17 protein-coding genes are annotated in these 15432 nt (G+C 71.6%); 10 read left to right on the forward strand and 7 right to left on the reverse strand.

The annotated features are described in order from the left end of the window. Positions 1-14 precede the first annotated feature (14 nt). Positions 15-467, forward strand: coding sequence for a hypothetical protein (locus FB455_RS18995; protein WP_013284042.1), 453 nt, complete (start codon positions 15-17; stop codon positions 465-467). A 292-nt stretch (positions 468-759) separates the two neighbouring features. Here FB455_RS18995 and FB455_RS19000 read toward each other — a convergent pair whose 3' ends face one another. Continuing rightward, on the reverse strand, positions 760-1014 hold the full coding sequence (locus FB455_RS19000) for a hypothetical protein (RefSeq protein ID WP_145754369.1): 255 nt from the start codon (positions 1012-1014) through the stop codon (positions 760-762). Between the two features lie 795 nt (positions 1015-1809). On the opposite strand from FB455_RS19000, the gene FB455_RS19005 reads away from it, so the two are divergent. The 5 genes from FB455_RS19005 to FB455_RS34820 are packed head-to-tail and all read left to right on the forward strand — an operon-like array spanning position 1810 to position 4569. Continuing rightward, positions 1810-2919, forward strand: coding sequence for a S8 family serine peptidase (locus tag FB455_RS19005; RefSeq protein ID WP_145754372.1), 1110 nt, complete (start codon positions 1810-1812; stop codon positions 2917-2919). A 10-nt stretch (positions 2920-2929) separates the two neighbouring features. Beyond that, the gene (locus tag FB455_RS19010; RefSeq protein ID WP_013284039.1) at positions 2930-3586 is read left to right on the forward strand and encodes a Maf family protein; all 657 of its coding nucleotides are present in this window, start codon (positions 2930-2932) and stop codon (positions 3584-3586) included. A 9-nt stretch (positions 3587-3595) separates the two neighbouring features. After that, a complete protein-coding gene (locus FB455_RS19015; RefSeq protein WP_013474001.1) occupies positions 3596-4249 on the forward strand; it encodes an O-methyltransferase in 654 nt (217 codons plus the stop codon). Between the two features lie 25 nt (positions 4250-4274). After that, positions 4275-4409, forward strand: coding sequence for a hypothetical protein (locus FB455_RS34815; protein ID WP_486481552.1), 135 nt, complete (start codon positions 4275-4277; stop codon positions 4407-4409). A 25-nt stretch (positions 4410-4434) separates the two neighbouring features. After that, a complete protein-coding gene (locus tag FB455_RS34820) occupies positions 4435-4569 on the forward strand; it encodes a hypothetical protein (RefSeq protein ID WP_486481553.1) in 135 nt (44 codons plus the stop codon). Between the two features lie 77 nt (positions 4570-4646). On the opposite strand, the gene FB455_RS19020 is transcribed toward FB455_RS34820, so the two are convergent. The 4 genes from FB455_RS19020 to FB455_RS19035 all read right to left on the reverse strand — a co-directional run bounded on the left by FB455_RS19020 (position 4647) and on the right by FB455_RS19035 (position 8606). Beyond that, complete coding sequence (locus FB455_RS19020) at positions 4647-6092, reverse strand: MFS transporter (RefSeq protein ID WP_145754377.1); 1446 nt, start codon at positions 6090-6092, stop codon at positions 4647-4649. 63 nt (positions 6093-6155) lie between these two features. Next, complete coding sequence (locus FB455_RS19025) at positions 6156-6911, reverse strand: ABC transporter permease (RefSeq protein WP_013284036.1); 756 nt, start codon at positions 6909-6911, stop codon at positions 6156-6158. Positions 6912-6928: 17 nt separating this feature from the next. Then, entirely contained in the window at positions 6929-7888 is a 960-nt protein-coding gene (locus FB455_RS19030; protein WP_013473999.1) for a daunorubicin resistance protein DrrA family ABC transporter ATP-binding protein, read from the reverse strand. A gap of 127 nt (positions 7889-8015) precedes the next feature. Further along, positions 8016-8606, reverse strand: coding sequence for a PadR family transcriptional regulator (locus tag FB455_RS19035; RefSeq protein ID WP_013284034.1), 591 nt, complete (start codon positions 8604-8606; stop codon positions 8016-8018). A gap of 132 nt (positions 8607-8738) precedes the next feature. Between FB455_RS19035 and FB455_RS19040 the strand changes: the two genes are divergently transcribed. Both FB455_RS19040 and FB455_RS19045 read left to right on the forward strand, forming a co-directional pair. Beyond that, positions 8739-10490, forward strand: a complete 1752-nt coding sequence (locus FB455_RS19040; protein ID WP_013473998.1) for an acetyl/propionyl/methylcrotonyl-CoA carboxylase subunit alpha — start codon at positions 8739-8741, stop codon at positions 10488-10490. 125 nt (positions 10491-10615) lie between these two features. Then, the gene (locus FB455_RS19045; RefSeq protein ID WP_013284032.1) at positions 10616-12055 is read left to right on the forward strand and encodes a GuaB1 family IMP dehydrogenase-related protein; all 1440 of its coding nucleotides are present in this window, start codon (positions 10616-10618) and stop codon (positions 12053-12055) included. Positions 12056-12076: 21 nt separating this feature from the next. Here FB455_RS19045 and FB455_RS19050 read toward each other — a convergent pair whose 3' ends face one another. After that, positions 12077-12616, reverse strand: coding sequence for a TetR/AcrR family transcriptional regulator (locus FB455_RS19050; protein WP_013284031.1), 540 nt, complete (start codon positions 12614-12616; stop codon positions 12077-12079). 84 nt (positions 12617-12700) lie between these two features. Here FB455_RS19050 and FB455_RS19055 point away from each other — a divergent pair, with 84 nt between their 5' ends. Further along, positions 12701-13144: a DoxX family protein gene (locus tag FB455_RS19055; RefSeq protein ID WP_013284030.1), complete on the forward strand. Its 444-nt coding sequence runs from the start codon at positions 12701-12703 to the stop codon at positions 13142-13144. A 44-nt stretch (positions 13145-13188) separates the two neighbouring features. Here the strand turns inward: FB455_RS19055 and FB455_RS19060 are convergent, their stop codons facing one another. Then, entirely contained in the window at positions 13189-14811 is a 1623-nt protein-coding gene (locus FB455_RS19060; RefSeq protein WP_145754380.1) for a DHA2 family efflux MFS transporter permease subunit, read from the reverse strand. A gap of 54 nt (positions 14812-14865) precedes the next feature. On the opposite strand from FB455_RS19060, the gene FB455_RS19065 reads away from it, so the two are divergent. Next, positions 14866-15381: a MarR family winged helix-turn-helix transcriptional regulator gene (locus tag FB455_RS19065; protein WP_013284028.1), complete on the forward strand. Its 516-nt coding sequence runs from the start codon at positions 14866-14868 to the stop codon at positions 15379-15381. Positions 15382-15432: the final 51 nt, after the last annotated feature.

Raw genomic sequence — 15432 nt, forward strand, 5'->3', positions numbered from 1 at the left:
GGCAGGAGGCTCCGATGATCCCGGAGGACAACCAGCCAGCCGGCTGGCTGCGCGGCTACGGCGGCATCGAGGCCGACATCCGGCAGATGCGGGAGTTCGCCGACCGCCTCCAGGACGAGGTGACGCGCAACTACTCGCCGCACCTGTCCTACATCGCCGACGACATGAAGGCGCCGGTGCCCAACCCGGCCGACGCCTTCATCGAGCTGGTCCAGTTCCTCCAGGCCCACCACGACACCCAGACCGCCGCGGTGAGCGCCGTGTGGGATCTCGCACCGGCGACCGGCCGCCTCGCCGACGCCGCCGGACGGATCGCCGCCCACTACGGCGACGCCGACGCGTTCTCCTCCGCCCGAGTGGCCGACGTCGAACGAGCGCTCGCCGGGCCGTCGAGCACCGTCGCCCGCCCGATGCCGCCACTGGCCGACCCCACCGCCCCCGAACAGAGCCGGGTGATCCTGCCGTGATCGAACGGGGCAGCGGACGCACCTCCGGGCTGACCGACTGGCGGCTGATGGACGTCCTCAGCATGTGGGCGTGCGTGCAGGACCAGGACACCGCCGGCCAGTGGAAGCAGGTGGCCGGCTGGCGCAAGGTCTGCGACCTCGCCCTGGCCCACCTGAGCCGCCTTCGGGAATACCGGCGCGGTCTGGCCGAGGCGTGGCCGCCGGAGACCAACACCGCCGCGCGGGCGTACATCGCCGAACTCGACCAGCTCATCGACCGCGTGCAGCGCACCCACGACGCCGCCGCCGCGAACTACGACGCGTTGGCGGCCGCCGCCCGCGCCATCGGCAGCGCGCGGGCCGAACTGCAGCCGCTGCACGAGGAGTACGCGAAGAAGCTGCGGCAGAAGCAGGCGTACGAGGCGACGATCGCCGACCCGAAGGCGGTGGCGGGCAGCCGGTTGCCGGAACGTCCCCCGGTGACGGACGACGACTTGGAGCAGTTGAACGTCCGGGCGCGCGGACTGATGACGGGACTGAGCGGCGAACTCCAGCACGCCCAGGTCATGCTTCGCCAGCCACCACCGAAGCCGGTACCAAAGGTAGATGACATTTCCGCGCGGCCTGGGACGGAGGTTGTCGCACCCGTGATCCCGCCGATTATTGCGGTACCACTACCGGCAACCCCTCCTGCTAGGACGAACCCGCCGCGCACTACCACCCAGACCACGCCCATGCTTCCAGCGCCCAGCACTGGTCCGATATTGGGCGGCGTGGGCAGCGTAGTGAATCCACCGCCTCCATCTCCGGCCTTGCCAAGCCCTCCGACCGCTCTGCCAAGCACTCCATCGGCCACAGGCATCAACCCTGTGCTGCCTCCTTCGGTAAGGCCAGGACCTCCGCGCCCGAATCAGATGCAAGGAAGTCCGATATCTGGATCCGTCCCACCTGCCAGCCCTACACGCTCAGCACCAATAGGAGGGCTGATAGGCGGCAACATTCCTCCGGGCTTGGCTCAACCGACCAGCGGCGGTCCTCGTAGGGTAAATCCCGTGGGCGGCGTCATTGGTGGCGGAGCAGCCGGGACAGCTCCCACTGGAGGGGCGGGATCCCGACCAGGAGCGGGGCGGAATGCGCAGCACATTAACGCTACGAACCTGCATCCTCTCGGCGGCAGTCCCACTACAGCAGGATCCGGCAGCTTCGGGCCTCTAAAGAGGGCATCCAAGAAGCCGGACGAGGAAGGCACCTGGGACTCCGATAATCCGTGGAGGACTAGCGAGGGGGTCGATCCCGTTGTACAGGCACCCGAAGATGAGGGGCCGATAGACCCGGGTCCGGCAATCGGCCTTCCTCGTTGAACATGCCGCGACTCCAAGCTGTTGCATCTGCCGTCCTGCTAATGGCCAGCTCTTTCCATATAGGCGGCAGCCCTCTTGGAGGGCAGTCAAACCAGTGGCACCTGCAATACCTGCAAGCATCCAAAGCACACACCATCAGCCGCGGCGAGCGTGTTGTTGTTGCTGTTCCTGACAGCGGAGTGACCACGCATCCAGACCTTGCGAACAACTTGATGCCAGGCACCGACGTTATTCCGGGCGGCTCCGGAAACGGGCAACAAGATAAGGACGGACACGGAACTGGCATGGCCGGGTTAATAGCGGCCAATGGACAAAACACCCACAGCGCCCTTGGCATAGCCCCGCAGGCGAAGATATTGCCGATCTACACGTCTCCAGCTCACGAGGACGGCACATCCGCCGCCCTCGCAATGGCCATTCGCTACGCGATCGAAAACCACGCTCAGGTAATCAGCGTATCGCTGACAGCCGGGGCTGATATTGAGCTACAACAAGCAGTCAGGGCTGCACTTAGCGCCGACATCGTTGTCGTCGCGGCAGCCGGCAACACTTCCAAATCCCCGCTCGTTGGCTACCCCGCTCGCGAGCCAGGCGTGATCGCTGTCGGCGGAATTGATCGACAGGGAAACCATGCTGACATCTCAGTCACCGGGCCAGAAATTGATGTCGTAGCGCCGGCTGTTGACATCTATAGCACCGGACTCAACAAGGGCTATCGAGTCGGCACCGGCACGTCGGATGCGACTGCGATCGTTGCCGGGGCTGCTGCTCTCATCCGCTCCAAGTACCCCAACCTCCCTGCCCAGGAAGTCGCCCACCGGCTGACCGCCACCGCCGTCGACAAGGGGCCACCCGGCCGCGACGACCAGTACGGCTACGGCGTGATCGACCTGGTCGCCGCGCTCACCGCCGACGTTCCCCCGCTCGGCTTCGAGTCCTCCAACGTCACGCCACCGGCGTCAGCGGAGGCAGCACCCGACAAGGGCGACGACGGCAGCGCGACCGTACGCGGGCTCGCCACGCTCGGTGTGCTGGTGGCGGCGGGCGGCGGGTACCTGTTCTGGCGGCGCCGCCGACGTGCCGACGACCCGCCGCCGAGGGTCAGCCGGTAGCGTCGGCGGGGTGTCGACCTCCGTACCGGTGCGCCTCGTGCTCGCCTCGCAGTCTCCCGCCCGCCGCAAGTTGCTCCAGGCCGCCGGGATCGAGCCGGACGTGCTGGTCAGCGGCGTGGACGAGTCGCAGGTGGTGAGCGATCGGGCCGAGGATCTGTGCCTGGAGCTGGCCCGGCTGAAGGCGCAGGCGGTACGTGATCGGCTGCGGCCCTCGCCGGACGAGCGCACGCTGGTGCTCGGCTGTGACTCGGTACTCGCCTTCGACGGCGAGATCCTCGGCAAGCCCGATGACGCGGCGGACGCCACCCGGCGGTGGCAGCGGATGCGCGGGCACAGCGGTGTCCTGCACACCGGGCACTGCCTGATCGACGTGACCCACGAGTCCCGCGCCGAGGCCGTCGCCTCGACCACCGTGCACTTCGCGGATGTCAGCGACGACGAGATCGCCGCGTACGTGGCGACGGGCGAGCCGCTGGCCGTGGCGGGCGCGTTCACCATCGACGGGCTGGGCGGGGCGTTCCTGACCGGGATCGAGGGTGACCCGGGCACGGTGGTGGGGTTGTCCCTGCCGTTGCTGCGCCGGCTGCTCGCCGAGGTGGAGCTGAGCATCGTCGACCTGTGGACGAAGATCGCGCCCGGGGGCCAGGAGATCGAACATCTCGGCTAACGTCCGGACATGACCACGAAGCCGCTGCCGCTCACCCCGGAACTGCACGCTTACCTGGTGGCCCACGGGTCCGCCCCGGACGAGATCGTCCAGGAGCTGGCCGAGGAGACCCGGGCGGCCCTGCCCGCCGAGGCGGTCATGCAGGTCGCGCCCGAACAGGCCGCGTTCCTGACGTTCCTGACCCGGCTGCTCGGCGTACGGCAGGCGGTCGAGGTCGGCACGTTCACCGGCCTCTCCTCGCTGGCCATCGCCCGAGGGCTGGCCGAGGACGGCCGGTTGACCTGCTTCGACATCTCCGAGGAGTACACGGGCGTGGCCCGGCGCTACTGGCAGCGCGCCGGTGTGCAGGACCGCATCGAGCTGCGCATCGGCCCGGCCGCGGAGACGCTGCGCGAACTGCCCCGCGAGCGTTACCTGGACTTCGCTTTCATCGACGCGGACAAGGTCGGCTACCCGATCTACTGGGACGAGCTGGTGCCCCGCATGCGTCCCGGCGCGGTGATCGCCGTCGACAACACGCTGCGCGACGGCCGGGTGCTCGCCCCGCGCAACGCCGACGACCGGGCGATCGCCGCGTTCAACGACGCGGTCATCGCGGACGTCCGGGTCGAGGCGGTCATGCTGCCGATCGCCGACGGGGTCACGCTCGCCCGGGTGCTCTGAGCCGACTGAACACAACCTCGCCGTGGTGGCGGCATCCCTGAGCACCGGATACCGCCACCTCGCCGACATGGAGTCGATCAAGCCACCCGCACCAAACAGGCAACGCACGGCGGCCATGACACCCACCGCCGACGACCTCACACTCGCCCGGGCGCGCTGAGCCAGCCGAACACAACCTCCCCGAAGTGGCGGCATCCCTGAGCACCGGATACCGCCACCTCGCCGACATGGAGTCGATCAAGCCACCCGCACCAAACAGGCAGCGCACGGCGGCCATGACACCCACCGCCGACGACCTCACACTCGCCCGGACGCTCTGAGCCGACCGAACACAACCTCCCCGAAGTGGCGGCATCCCTGAGCACCGGATACCGCCACCTCGCCGAGGTGGAGTCGATCAAGCCGCGCGGACCGGCGCGGGGAGGGCACGGCCCAGCCGTACGGTCAGCAGCACCGCCACCGCGATGAACGCGGGCAGCAGCAGGAACGCCGGGTGCGGGCCGACGCCGTCGGCCACCCATCCGAGCGCCACCGGCGCGATCCCGAAACCCACACCCATCGAGTACGCGGACCAGCCCGCCGCCTTGTCCGCAGCCGGACCGGCGACGGCCAGCGCGATCGAGATCGCCAACGGGTAGTGCAGCGCGTTGCCGAGCCCGAGCACGACCAGCCCGGTGACCGCGAGCCAGCCGACGGTGCTGCCCCAGAACAGCGCGAACCCGGCCATCGAGACGGTGAGCGCGCCGAGCAGCAGCGGCACCGGCGCCCAGCGCAACGCGGCCCGGCCACCGGCGAGCCGGCCGGCGAACATGCCGCAGACGATCGCAGCGACCGCCGCCGACGCCCCGCCCGCGCTCAGCCCGGCATGGGTCCGCAGCACGTCGGCGGTCCACAACGACAGGCAGACCTCGATCGACCCGGTGACGGACATCAGAACCCAGGCGATCCAGTACGCACGCGGCAGCCGCCCCGCCGCACCGGAGCCGAAGGAGGAAACGGGCTCCCCGGAGGCGGGAACGGCCGAGGCCCGGACGGAGGAATCGGTGGCGACGGCCTCGACGGCACCGGAGGCGGGAACAACCAAAGCGGGCACGGCAGGAGCGGGAACGACCGAAGCCGGGACGGCAGGAGCGGGGACGACGGGAGCAGGCACCACGGGACCGGGGACGACGGGAGCAGGCACGACGGCCTCGGAAACCCCGAGGGCGGGGACGGCGGGCACCCGGGTGGAGGCTGCCACGGGGACGGGTGTGCCGGCAGCCGCGTCAGCGGGGGCGGTTTTCGGCCCGCGTACCCGGAAGGTCAGGGCGGCGAGCGCGACGAGCGCGATCAGCCCGACCTCGACGGCCATCAGCGGTCGCCAGCCGAGACCGGCGTCGACGGTGGCGCCGATGGTCAGCGGCGCCAGGATGCCCATGCCGGCGCAGGCCGCGTTGGCCTCGGTGAGCGCGGCGGGGGCGGCGGGTCCGTGCCGGGCGGTGAGCACCACGCTGACGCCGCTGACGACCATCATGCCGAAGGTGGCGATGACCGCGACGGAGGCGAGCGTGGCCGGCAGCGGGCGGAGCAGGCCGAGCGCGGTGACTCCGGCAGCGACACCGGCGAGGCCGAGCCAGATGGCCGGGCCGCGGCCGAGGCGGCGGGCGACCGGGGCGAACAGCGCGCCGCCGGCGAGCGCGCCCACGGCGATGCCGGTGCTGTGCAGGCCGGCGACGGCGGCGCTGGTGCCCTGTTCGTCGCGGAGCAGGGGTACGACCGGGCCGAACCCGTAGAGGAAGAAGCCCCACAGACCGAGCTGGGCGTAGGTCAGCCAGGTGATCCGGTCACGGGTGAGGCGGGGCACCAGCCTTACGCTACGCGCGCCCGGCCGGTGCCCCGCCCCTGCTGAGAGGTAGGTCTCCCCTGCTCAGCGGACGCTGCGGGCGAACTGGCGGGCGGCCCAGAACACGCCTGCGGCGGCGAGCACCGCGATGATGCCGAGGCCCTGCCAGACGCGGTCGTTGCCGAGGTCGCCGTTGAACAGCGCACGGGTGCCCTCGACCGCCCAGGAGAACGGGTTCCACTTGGCCACGCCCTGGAGCCAGCCGGGGGCGAAGGTGAGCGGCAGCAGGATGCCGGAGAGCAGCAGCACCGGCTGCGCGACTGTGTTCATCAGTGGGGCGAGCGCGTCCTCGCTCTTGACCTTGAGCGCGATGCCGTAGGAGACGGCCGAGGTCATCAGCGCGATGAGGGCGAGCATCAGGTACGCCAGGAGCAGGTTGCCGATGAACACGCGCAGGTCGAACGCGAGCGCCAGCAGCGTGATGATGATCGCCTGCGCGATCAGCGAGACGACGTCGCGCAGCGAGCGGCCGAGCAGCAGGGCGAGCCGGCTGACCGGGGTGACCCGGGAGCGCTCGATCACGCCGGCGCGCAGCTCGGCGATCAGGCCGAACCCCTGGAACAGGCCGCCGAAGATGGCCAGCAGCACGAGCAGGCCGGGCACGAAGATCTTGTACGCGGCGGCCTGGGTGGGCGCGTTCAGCGCCGGCTTGAGCAGCGGGGCGAACAGGAGCAGGTACATCACCGGCTGGAAGACGCCGACGAAGATCCATACCGGGTTGCGCAGCAGCAGTTGCGTCTGGCGCTGGAAGATCAGCCAGGTGTCGCGGGCGAGTTTCATGACAGCTTCTCCGGGGGTCAGGACTCGCGCAGCGAGCGGCCGGTCTTGGTGAGGAAGACGTCGTCCAGGCTGGGGCGGTGCAGCTCGATCGAGCGCAGGTCCAGCCCGGCGTGGTCGAGGCGGCGCAGCACCTGCGGGATGGCGGTGGCGCCCTCGTCGACGTAGAGACGCAGGCCGCCCTCGTCGACGGTCTCCAGCTTGCTCACGTACGCCTCGGTGTCGAGCAGCTCGGCGGCGCGCGGGGTGCTCGGCGCGTCCAGGCCGACGATCACCACCTCGCCGGAGATCTCCCGCTTCAGCTCGGCCGGTGTGCCCTCGGCGACCACCTCGCCGTGGTCCATGATCGCGATGCGGTCGCAGAGCGCGTCCGCCTCGTCCAGGTAGTGCGTGGTGATGAAGACGGTCATCCCCTCGGTGCGCAGCCGGCGGATCTCGTCCCACATGTGCGCGCGGCTCTGCGGGTCGAGGCCGGTGGTCGGCTCGTCCAGGAAGACGATCTTCGGCTCGTGGATGATGCCGAGCGCGATCTCGACGCGCCGGCGCTGACCGCCGGAGTAGGTCTTGCACTTGCGGTCGGCGTACTCGGCGAGCTGGAACGCTTCGAGCGCGCGCTCGGCGCGGCGGTGCGCCTCGGCCTTGCCGATGCCGTAGAGGCGGGCCTGGAGGACCAGCTCCTCACGGGCGCTCGACTCGTCCCAGGTGCTACCGCCCTGTGCGACGTAACCGATCCGGCGGCGCACCTCGGCCGGGTCCTTGCGCAGGTCGGCGCCGGCCACAGTGGCCTCGCCACCGTCCGGCTCGATGAGGGTGGCGAGCATCCGCAGCGTGGTGGTCTTGCCGGCGCCGTTGGGCCCGAGGAAGCCGAAGATCTCCCCCGCCGCCACGTCGAGGTTGACGCCGCGGACAGCGTCCACGGTCTTCGTCTCGCGACCCGCGCGGGAGCGGTACGACTTCCGCAACCCCCTGGTCTCGATCATTTCTGCTCCTGGTCGTCCGGGCGGACCTGAGCGGCCGCCGATCGTCCGCGAGGACGCACGAATCCCCCGCGATTCCCGCTGAGGCTAACGCGATATAGCTCTTTTGGTCAACGTTGATTATGTCGTGTCACCGTGATCCGTCGGACCAGCCCGACCAGCCCTCGGCCTGCTCCATCCCATCGGGCAGGTACGACACTCCCGACTCGATCCGCTCCGCGATCCGCTCGCACCAGGCCGTCTCCGCCTCGGCGCGGGCCAGCCACAGCTCGAACATCCACCCGACGTGCACCGGCTTGCGGGTGCGCACCCAGTCCGAGTCGAGCGAGGCCCGCATCGACTCCACCCCGGCCCGCAGCAGGTTCGCCCGGTTGCGCAGCGCCGCTGCGGCCTCGTCGCGGGGCATCGCCGGCAGGAAGGAGAACGCCGCGACGAACGGATCGGGCGGCTCCTGGACCTGCCACCACTGCGCCCGCAGCAGCGTCTCGAACTCGTCCTCCCCCTTCGCCGTCACCTCGTACGTGGTGCGCGCCGGACGGGCGCCCACCTGCTCGACCGAGACGGTCCGCAGCAGGCCCTCGTCGGTGAGCTTGCGCAGCGCGTGGTAAATCGAGCCGGGCTGCACGTTCGCCCACTTGTCCGCGCTCCAACTGAGCAGTTCGCGGCGCACGTCGTAGCCGTGCACCGGCTGCATCCACCTGACCAGGCCGAGAATCATCATCCGCGTCGCCGACACGGGACAAGCGTAATAACCAAGTTTGACTACAGTGCCGCATCCCACACTGAGCGATCGTTAGGCTCCGCAGCTCGGCCGCTAAACTCCCGGCAACGACCTCCCGGGAGGAGCCACAAGGTGCGCAAGGTTCTCATCGCCAACCGCGGCGAGATCGCCGTCCGCGTCATCCGCGCCTGCCGCGACGCCGGGCTGGCCAGCGTCGCCGTCTACGCGGACTCCGACCGGGACGCCCTGCACGCCACGCTCGCCGACGAGGCGTACGCCCTCGGCGGCGACACCGCCGCGGACAGCTACCTGCGCATCGACAAGCTGATCGACGTGGCGGCCCGCTCCGGCGCGGACGCGGTGCACCCCGGCTACGGCTTCCTCTCCGAGAACGCCGACTTCGCCCAGGCCGTCATCGACGCCGGGCTGACCTGGATCGGCCCCACCCCGCAGGCGATCCGCGACCTGGGCGACAAGGTGACCGCCCGGCACATCGCGCAGCGCGCCGGCGCGCCGCTGGTGCCCGGCACCCCGGACCCGGTGGGCAACGCCGACGAGGTGATGGCGTTCGCCGTCGACCACGGCCTGCCGGTCGCCATCAAGGCCGCCTTCGGCGGTGGCGGGCGCGGCCTCAAGGTCGCCCGCACCATGGAGGAGATCCCGCACCTGTTCGAGTCGGCCACCCGCGAGGCGGTCGCCGCGTTCGGCCGCGGCGAGTGCTTCGTCGAGCGCTACCTGGACAAGCCGCGCCACGTCGAGGCGCAGGTACTGGCCGACCAGCACGGCAACGTGATCGTGGTGGGCACCCGGGACTGCTCGCTTCAGCGCCGGCACCAGAAGCTGGTCGAGGAGGCGCCCGCGCCGTTCCTCACCGACGCCCAGCGGGCCCAGATCCACGACAGCGCCAAGGCCATCTGCCGGGAGGCCGGCTACCACGGTGCCGGCACCGTGGAATACCTGGTCGGCGTGGACGGCACGATCTCGTTCCTGGAGGTCAACACGCGGCTCCAGGTCGAGCACCCGGTGACCGAGGAGACCGCCGGCATCGACCTGGTCCGCGAGCAGTTCCGCATCGCCGACGGGGAGAAGCTGCGCTTCACCGAGGACCCGACGCCGCGCGGGCACGCCATCGAGTTCCGCATCAACGGCGAGGACCCGGGCCGCAACTTCCTGCCCGCACCGGGCACCGTCACCGCCCTGCGCCTGCCCTCCGGGCCGGGCGTGCGGGTGGACACCGGCATCTCGGCCGGCGACGTGATCGGCGGCAACTTCGACTCGCTGCTGGCCAAGGTGATCATCGTCGGCGAGACGCGTACCGAGGCGCTGGAGCGGGCCCGCCGGGCGCTCGACGAGATGGTGGTCGACGGCATGGCCACGGCGCTGCCCTTCCACCGCCTGGTGATCCGCGACGAGGCGTTCACCGCCGAGCCGTTCACCGTGCACACCCGGTGGATCGAGACCGAGTGGGACAACACCGTACCGGCCTTCACCGCCACCGCCGGCGCCGCCGACGAGCCGGCCGAGCGCGAGACCGTCGTGGTCGAGGTGGGCGGCAAGCGGCTGGAGGTCGTCCTCCCCGCCGGGCTCGGCGCGGGTACGGCGGCAGCCGCGCCCGCCGCGAAGAAGCCGGCCCGCCGGGGTGGCGGAGGCAAGGCGGGTGCCGCGGTCAGCGGTGACACGCTCACCTCCCCGATGCAGGGCACGATCGTGAAGATCGCCGTCGCCGACGGCGACGAGGTGGCCGAGGGCGAGCTGGTCGTGGTGCTGGAGGCGATGAAGATGGAGCAGCCGCTGCACGCGCACAAGGCCGGCACTGTCAGCGGGCTCGCCGCCGAGGTCGGCGCGGTGATCACCGCCGGCGCGGCGATCTGCACCATCGCCTGAGGTGTAAGGAAGGGCCCCTTCTTAACGCCTGAGGTAGAGAAGGGGCCCCTTCTTAACAGCGCGGGGCCGGGTGGTCTGAGCCACCACCGGGGGCGGGAGCGCCGCCGGGCGGGAATGATGGCCGGGTGCGGTTCCTTCACGGCGCGGTCCCCGCGCACGACCTGACCTACAACGACGTCTTCATGGCGCCCAACCGTTCCGAGGTGGGCTCCCGGCTCGACGTCGACCTGGCCACCACCGACGGGACCGGCACCACGATCCCGCTCGTGGTGGCGAACATGACAGCCGTCGCGGGCCGGCGGATGGCCGAGACCGTGGCCCGGCGCGGCGCGGTGGCGGTGATCCCGCAGGACATCCCGATCGAGGTCGTCGCCAACGTGGTCGGCTGGGTCAAGCAGCGGCACCTGGTGCACGACACGGCGATCACGCTCGGCCCGACCGACACCGTCGGCGACGCCATCCACCTGCTGCCCAAGCGTTCGCACGGCGCGGTGGTCGTGGTCGACGCGGACGGCCGGCCGATGGGTGTGGTGACCGAGGCGGACACCGTCGGGGTGGACCGCTTCGCCCAGCTCCGGCACGTGATGTCGACCGAGCTGCACACCGTTCCGGCGGACGCGGACCCGCGTACCGGATTCGACCGGCTGTCGGCGGGCCGGCGGCGGCTCGCGCCGGTGGTGGACGGAGACGGACGCCTGATCGGGGTGCTGACCCGGCAGGGCGCTCTGCGCGCCACGCTCTACAAGCCCGCAGTGGACGACCGGGGGCGGCTGCGGATCGCCGCCGCAGTGGGCATCAACGGCGACGTCACCGGCAAGGCCGCCGCGCTGCTGGAGGCCGGGGTGGACACGCTCGTGGTGGACACCGCGCACGGGCACCAGGAGCGGATGCTCCAGGCGCTGCGGGCGGTCCGCCGGCTGGACCCGCCGGTGCCGGTGGCGGCCGGGAACGTGGTGACCGCCGACGGCGTACGCGACCTGGTCGACGCGGGCGCGGACATCGTGAAGGTCGGCGTCGGACCGGGTGCGATGTGCACCACCCGGATGATGACCGGCGTGGGCCGCCCGCAGTTCTCCGCCGTGCTCGACTGCGCGGCGGCGGCCCGCTCGCTGGGGCGGCACGTCTGGGCCGACGGCGGCGTACGCCACCCGCGGGACGTGGCGCTGGCGCTCGCGGCGGGCGCCTCGAACGTGATGATCGGCTCCTGGTTCGCCGGCACCTACGAGTCCCCCGGCGACCTCTACACCGACGCCGACGGGCGGCGCTACAAGGAGAGCTTCGGCATGGCGTCGTCGCGTGCGGTGAGCGCCCGTACGGCCGAGGACAGCGCGTTCGACAGGGCCCGCAAGGCGATCTTCGAGGAGGGCATCTCCTCGGCCCGGATGTATCTGGACCCGAACCGGCCCGGCGTCGAGGACCTGATCGACGAGATCATCTCCGGCGTACGCAGCGCGTTCACGTACGCGGGGGCGCGCAGCCTGGAGGAGTTCCACGAGCGGGCGCTCGTCGGCGTGCAGAGCGCCGCCGGGTACACCGAGGGGATGCCGCTGCCCACGAGCTGGTGACGCCCCGACCGGCCCGCCGGCTCAGTCGAACAACCGCCTGATCACGGTGCGGGCGGCGGCCTCCGGGTCGTCGCCCACCCGTGGTGGCAGCGCGCCGGAGAGCCAGAGCGTGGCGAAGCCGTGCACGATCGACCAGGCGGCGAGCGCGTCCGCGTCCGGCTCCCGACCGGTGTGCCGGGCCACCCCCTCGCGCAGCACATCCCCCGACCGGGCGCGGGCGGCGACCAGCTCCGGGGCGTCGGCCCGGTACAGCTCGGGCCGGAACATGACGTCGAAGTGCGCGCGGTGCCGCACCGCGAACCCGACGTAGGCCACGCCGGTGTCGAGCAGGTCGTCCCCGGCCTGCCGCAACGCGTCGGCGAGCAGGTCGAAGCCCTGGGTGGCGAGCGCGGTGAGCAGCCCGGCCTTGTCGCCGAAGTGGTGCGCGGGCGCGGCGTGCGAGACGCCGGCGCGCCGGGCCAGTTCACGCAGGCTCAGCGCGGCCGGCCCGGACTCGGCGATCGCCTCGGCCGCGGTGCTCAGCAGGACGCGGCGGAGGTCGCCGTGGTGGTACGAGGCCATGCCGTCATCCTAACTTGTCATTGACAAGATGGCGCGTGGCGCGCAATCTTGTCATCGACAAGATGATCGTCGGAGGGATCGACAATGGCACCCCTGATCGCACTCCTCGCCGGCACCGCGCTGGCCCGGATCGCCGGCCTGCTCGGCGTGGACGCCCTGGACGGGTGGCACCCCGCGCTGCGGGTGGGGCTGGCGCTGATGTTCGTGCTGACCGGCGTGGCCCACTTCGCGTCCCGCCGGGCCGACCTGATCGCGATGGTCCCGCCGTCGCTGCCCCGGCCCGGCCTGCTGGTCACAGTCACCGGCGTGCTGGAACTCGCCGGCGCGCTCGCCCTGCTGTTCCCGGCCACCGCGCGCCCGGCTGCGGCCGGGCTGGTGCTGCTGATGCTCGCCATGTTCCCGGCGAACGTGTCCGCAGCGCGGCGTCACCTCACGCTCGCCGGCCGCCCGGTGACGCCGCTCGGCGTCCGTACGGTGCTCCAGGTCGTCTTCGTGGCCGCGGCGCTGGCGGTCGCCCTCGGCGGATGACCCGACGGCAGGCCCGGCCGGGACGGCCCCGGCGGGGACGCGGCTCAGGCCCGGGACGGCTCCGCCTCGGCGGGCGGGGACTCCCCGGTCTCCTCGTGGCGCACCGTCGGCAGGCGCAGGCAGGCGACCAGGCCGATCAGGAGGAACCCGGCGCCCGCGAAGGCCGCGTACCTGGTGGCGTCGGAGAACGCCTGCTTCGCCTCCTCCGCGATCGGGGCGGTACGCGGGTCCGCCGCCAACCCGGTGATCGCCGCACCGGCGCTCTCCTTGACCGCGCTCACCACCTGGTCCCGCTGGACCGGGGTGAGTCCGGGCTGGTCGGCCAGGCGGTCGCCGAGGATCCCGCCGAGACCGGCGAAGAGCACGGTGCCGAGCACCGCGATGCCGAGCGCGGAGCCGACCTGCCGGGCGGTGCTCTGCAGGCCCGAGCCCTGGCCGCTGAGGCGTACCGGCACCTGCGACAGCGAGACGCCGGTGAGCTGGGCGGTGGCCAGGCCGACGCCGACGCCGTACACGAACAGGAAGCCCAGCGGCGCCCACCAACTGGTGTCCGGCGCGACCACGAACCCGAGCCCGGCCACGCCGACCAGTTCGGCGGCCACGCCGAGCTGGACCACCCGGGCCGCGCCCCAGCGCTGGGTCAGCGGCGCGCCGATGCCGCTGGCCAGGAAGCTGCCGACGGCGAGCGGCAGCAGCGCCAGGCCGGTTCGGAAGGCGCTGTAGCCGAGCACGTTCTGAAACCACAGCGGCAGCGCGAACAGCAGGCCGAACTCGCCCAGGCTGACGATCGCGGCGGCCAGGATGCCGTTGCGGAACGAACCGATGCCGAACAACGACAGGTCGAGCAGCGCCGGGCGGCCGGCCCGGTTGCGGCGTACCTGCTGGGCCAGGAAGATGCCGAGCGCGACGAGACCCACCAGCGCGGCCACCGGCACCGGCGAGATCGACGCGGTCCAGTCCAGCCCGAACAGGCGCAACGGCCGCTCCCGTTCCCACCAGCCGTAGGTGCGGCCCTCGATCAGCGCGAAGACCACGCCGGTCATGCCGACCACCGAGAGCAGCGCGCCGAGCAGGTCCAGCCCGCGCTCGGCCCGCTCGTCGCGGGACTCGGCCACGAGCACGAGCGTCGCGACGATCACGGCCAGGCCGACCGGCACGTTGATGCCGAAGGCCCACCGCCAGGAGTACGTGGTGGTGAGCCAGCCGCCGAGCAGCGGCCCGAGCGCCGCCGCGCCACCGATCGTGGAGCCCCAGACGGCGAACGCGATGCCCTTCTCCCGGCCGGTGAAGTTGGCGTTGAGCAGGGAGAGCGAGGTGGGCAGCATCATCGCCCCGCCGACGCCCTGGAGCACCCGGGAGGCGATGAGTGTCTCGCCGGAACCGGCGAGCGCCGCGAGCACGCTCGCGACCACGAACACGGTGACGCCGACGAGGAACATCCGCCGCCGCCCGGACCGGTCGGCGAAGCGACCGGCGACCAGCAGCAGCGCCGCGAAGACCAGGGTGTACGCCTCCTGCACCCACTGCGCGTCGGTGGAGGTGATGTCGAGGTCCCGGATGATCTGCGGCACCGCGACGTTCACGATCGTGGCGTCCACGATGATCATCGCTACGCCGAGGCTGATGGCCAGCAGCCCGAACCAGCGTCCGCGCCCGTCGCCGCGCATCTCGCCCTCCTTTTAGCTAGATTTTCTAGCTACCCGAGATGCTAGCTTTATCCCATGGAAGGGGTGCCGTCAACCGGAGAGCCCGCGCCGGGCCCGCCGCCGAGCAGCGAGGCCTCCCGCGCGCTGCGCGACGTGCTGCGGATCGCGGGTGACACCCGGGCCGCGCTGGCCCGCCGCCTGGGCCTCAACGCCACCGACGCCGCGGCGATCGACCACCTGGTCTCCAGCCCGGAGCCACTGGGCCCGGTGGAACTGGGCAACCGGCTCGGCATCCGGTCCGCCTCGGCGACCACGCTCGTCGACCGGCTCGTGCAGGCCGGTCACGTCGCCCGGACCCCCCACCCGCACGACAGGCGGCGACTCAGCCTCCAGGTGACCGAGAGCGCTGTGAGCGAGGTGCTGGAGGCGCTGCGCCCGATGCTCGTCGGCGTCGACCGGGCGGTCGCCCGGCTCACGCCCGAGCAGGCCGAGGCCACCACCGCGTTCCTGCGCGAGGTCACCGAGGTGATGCGGGAGTACGTCGCCACCGCCCCCGACGAGCCGTCCCGGGCACGCGCCGACCGCGGCTGAGGAGATTCTCAGAAATAGTTTGGGGCCTGATGGTTCGGGAGCTAATCTGAC

The sequence above is a fragment of the Micromonospora sp. CNZ296 genome, assembly GCF_007827635.1.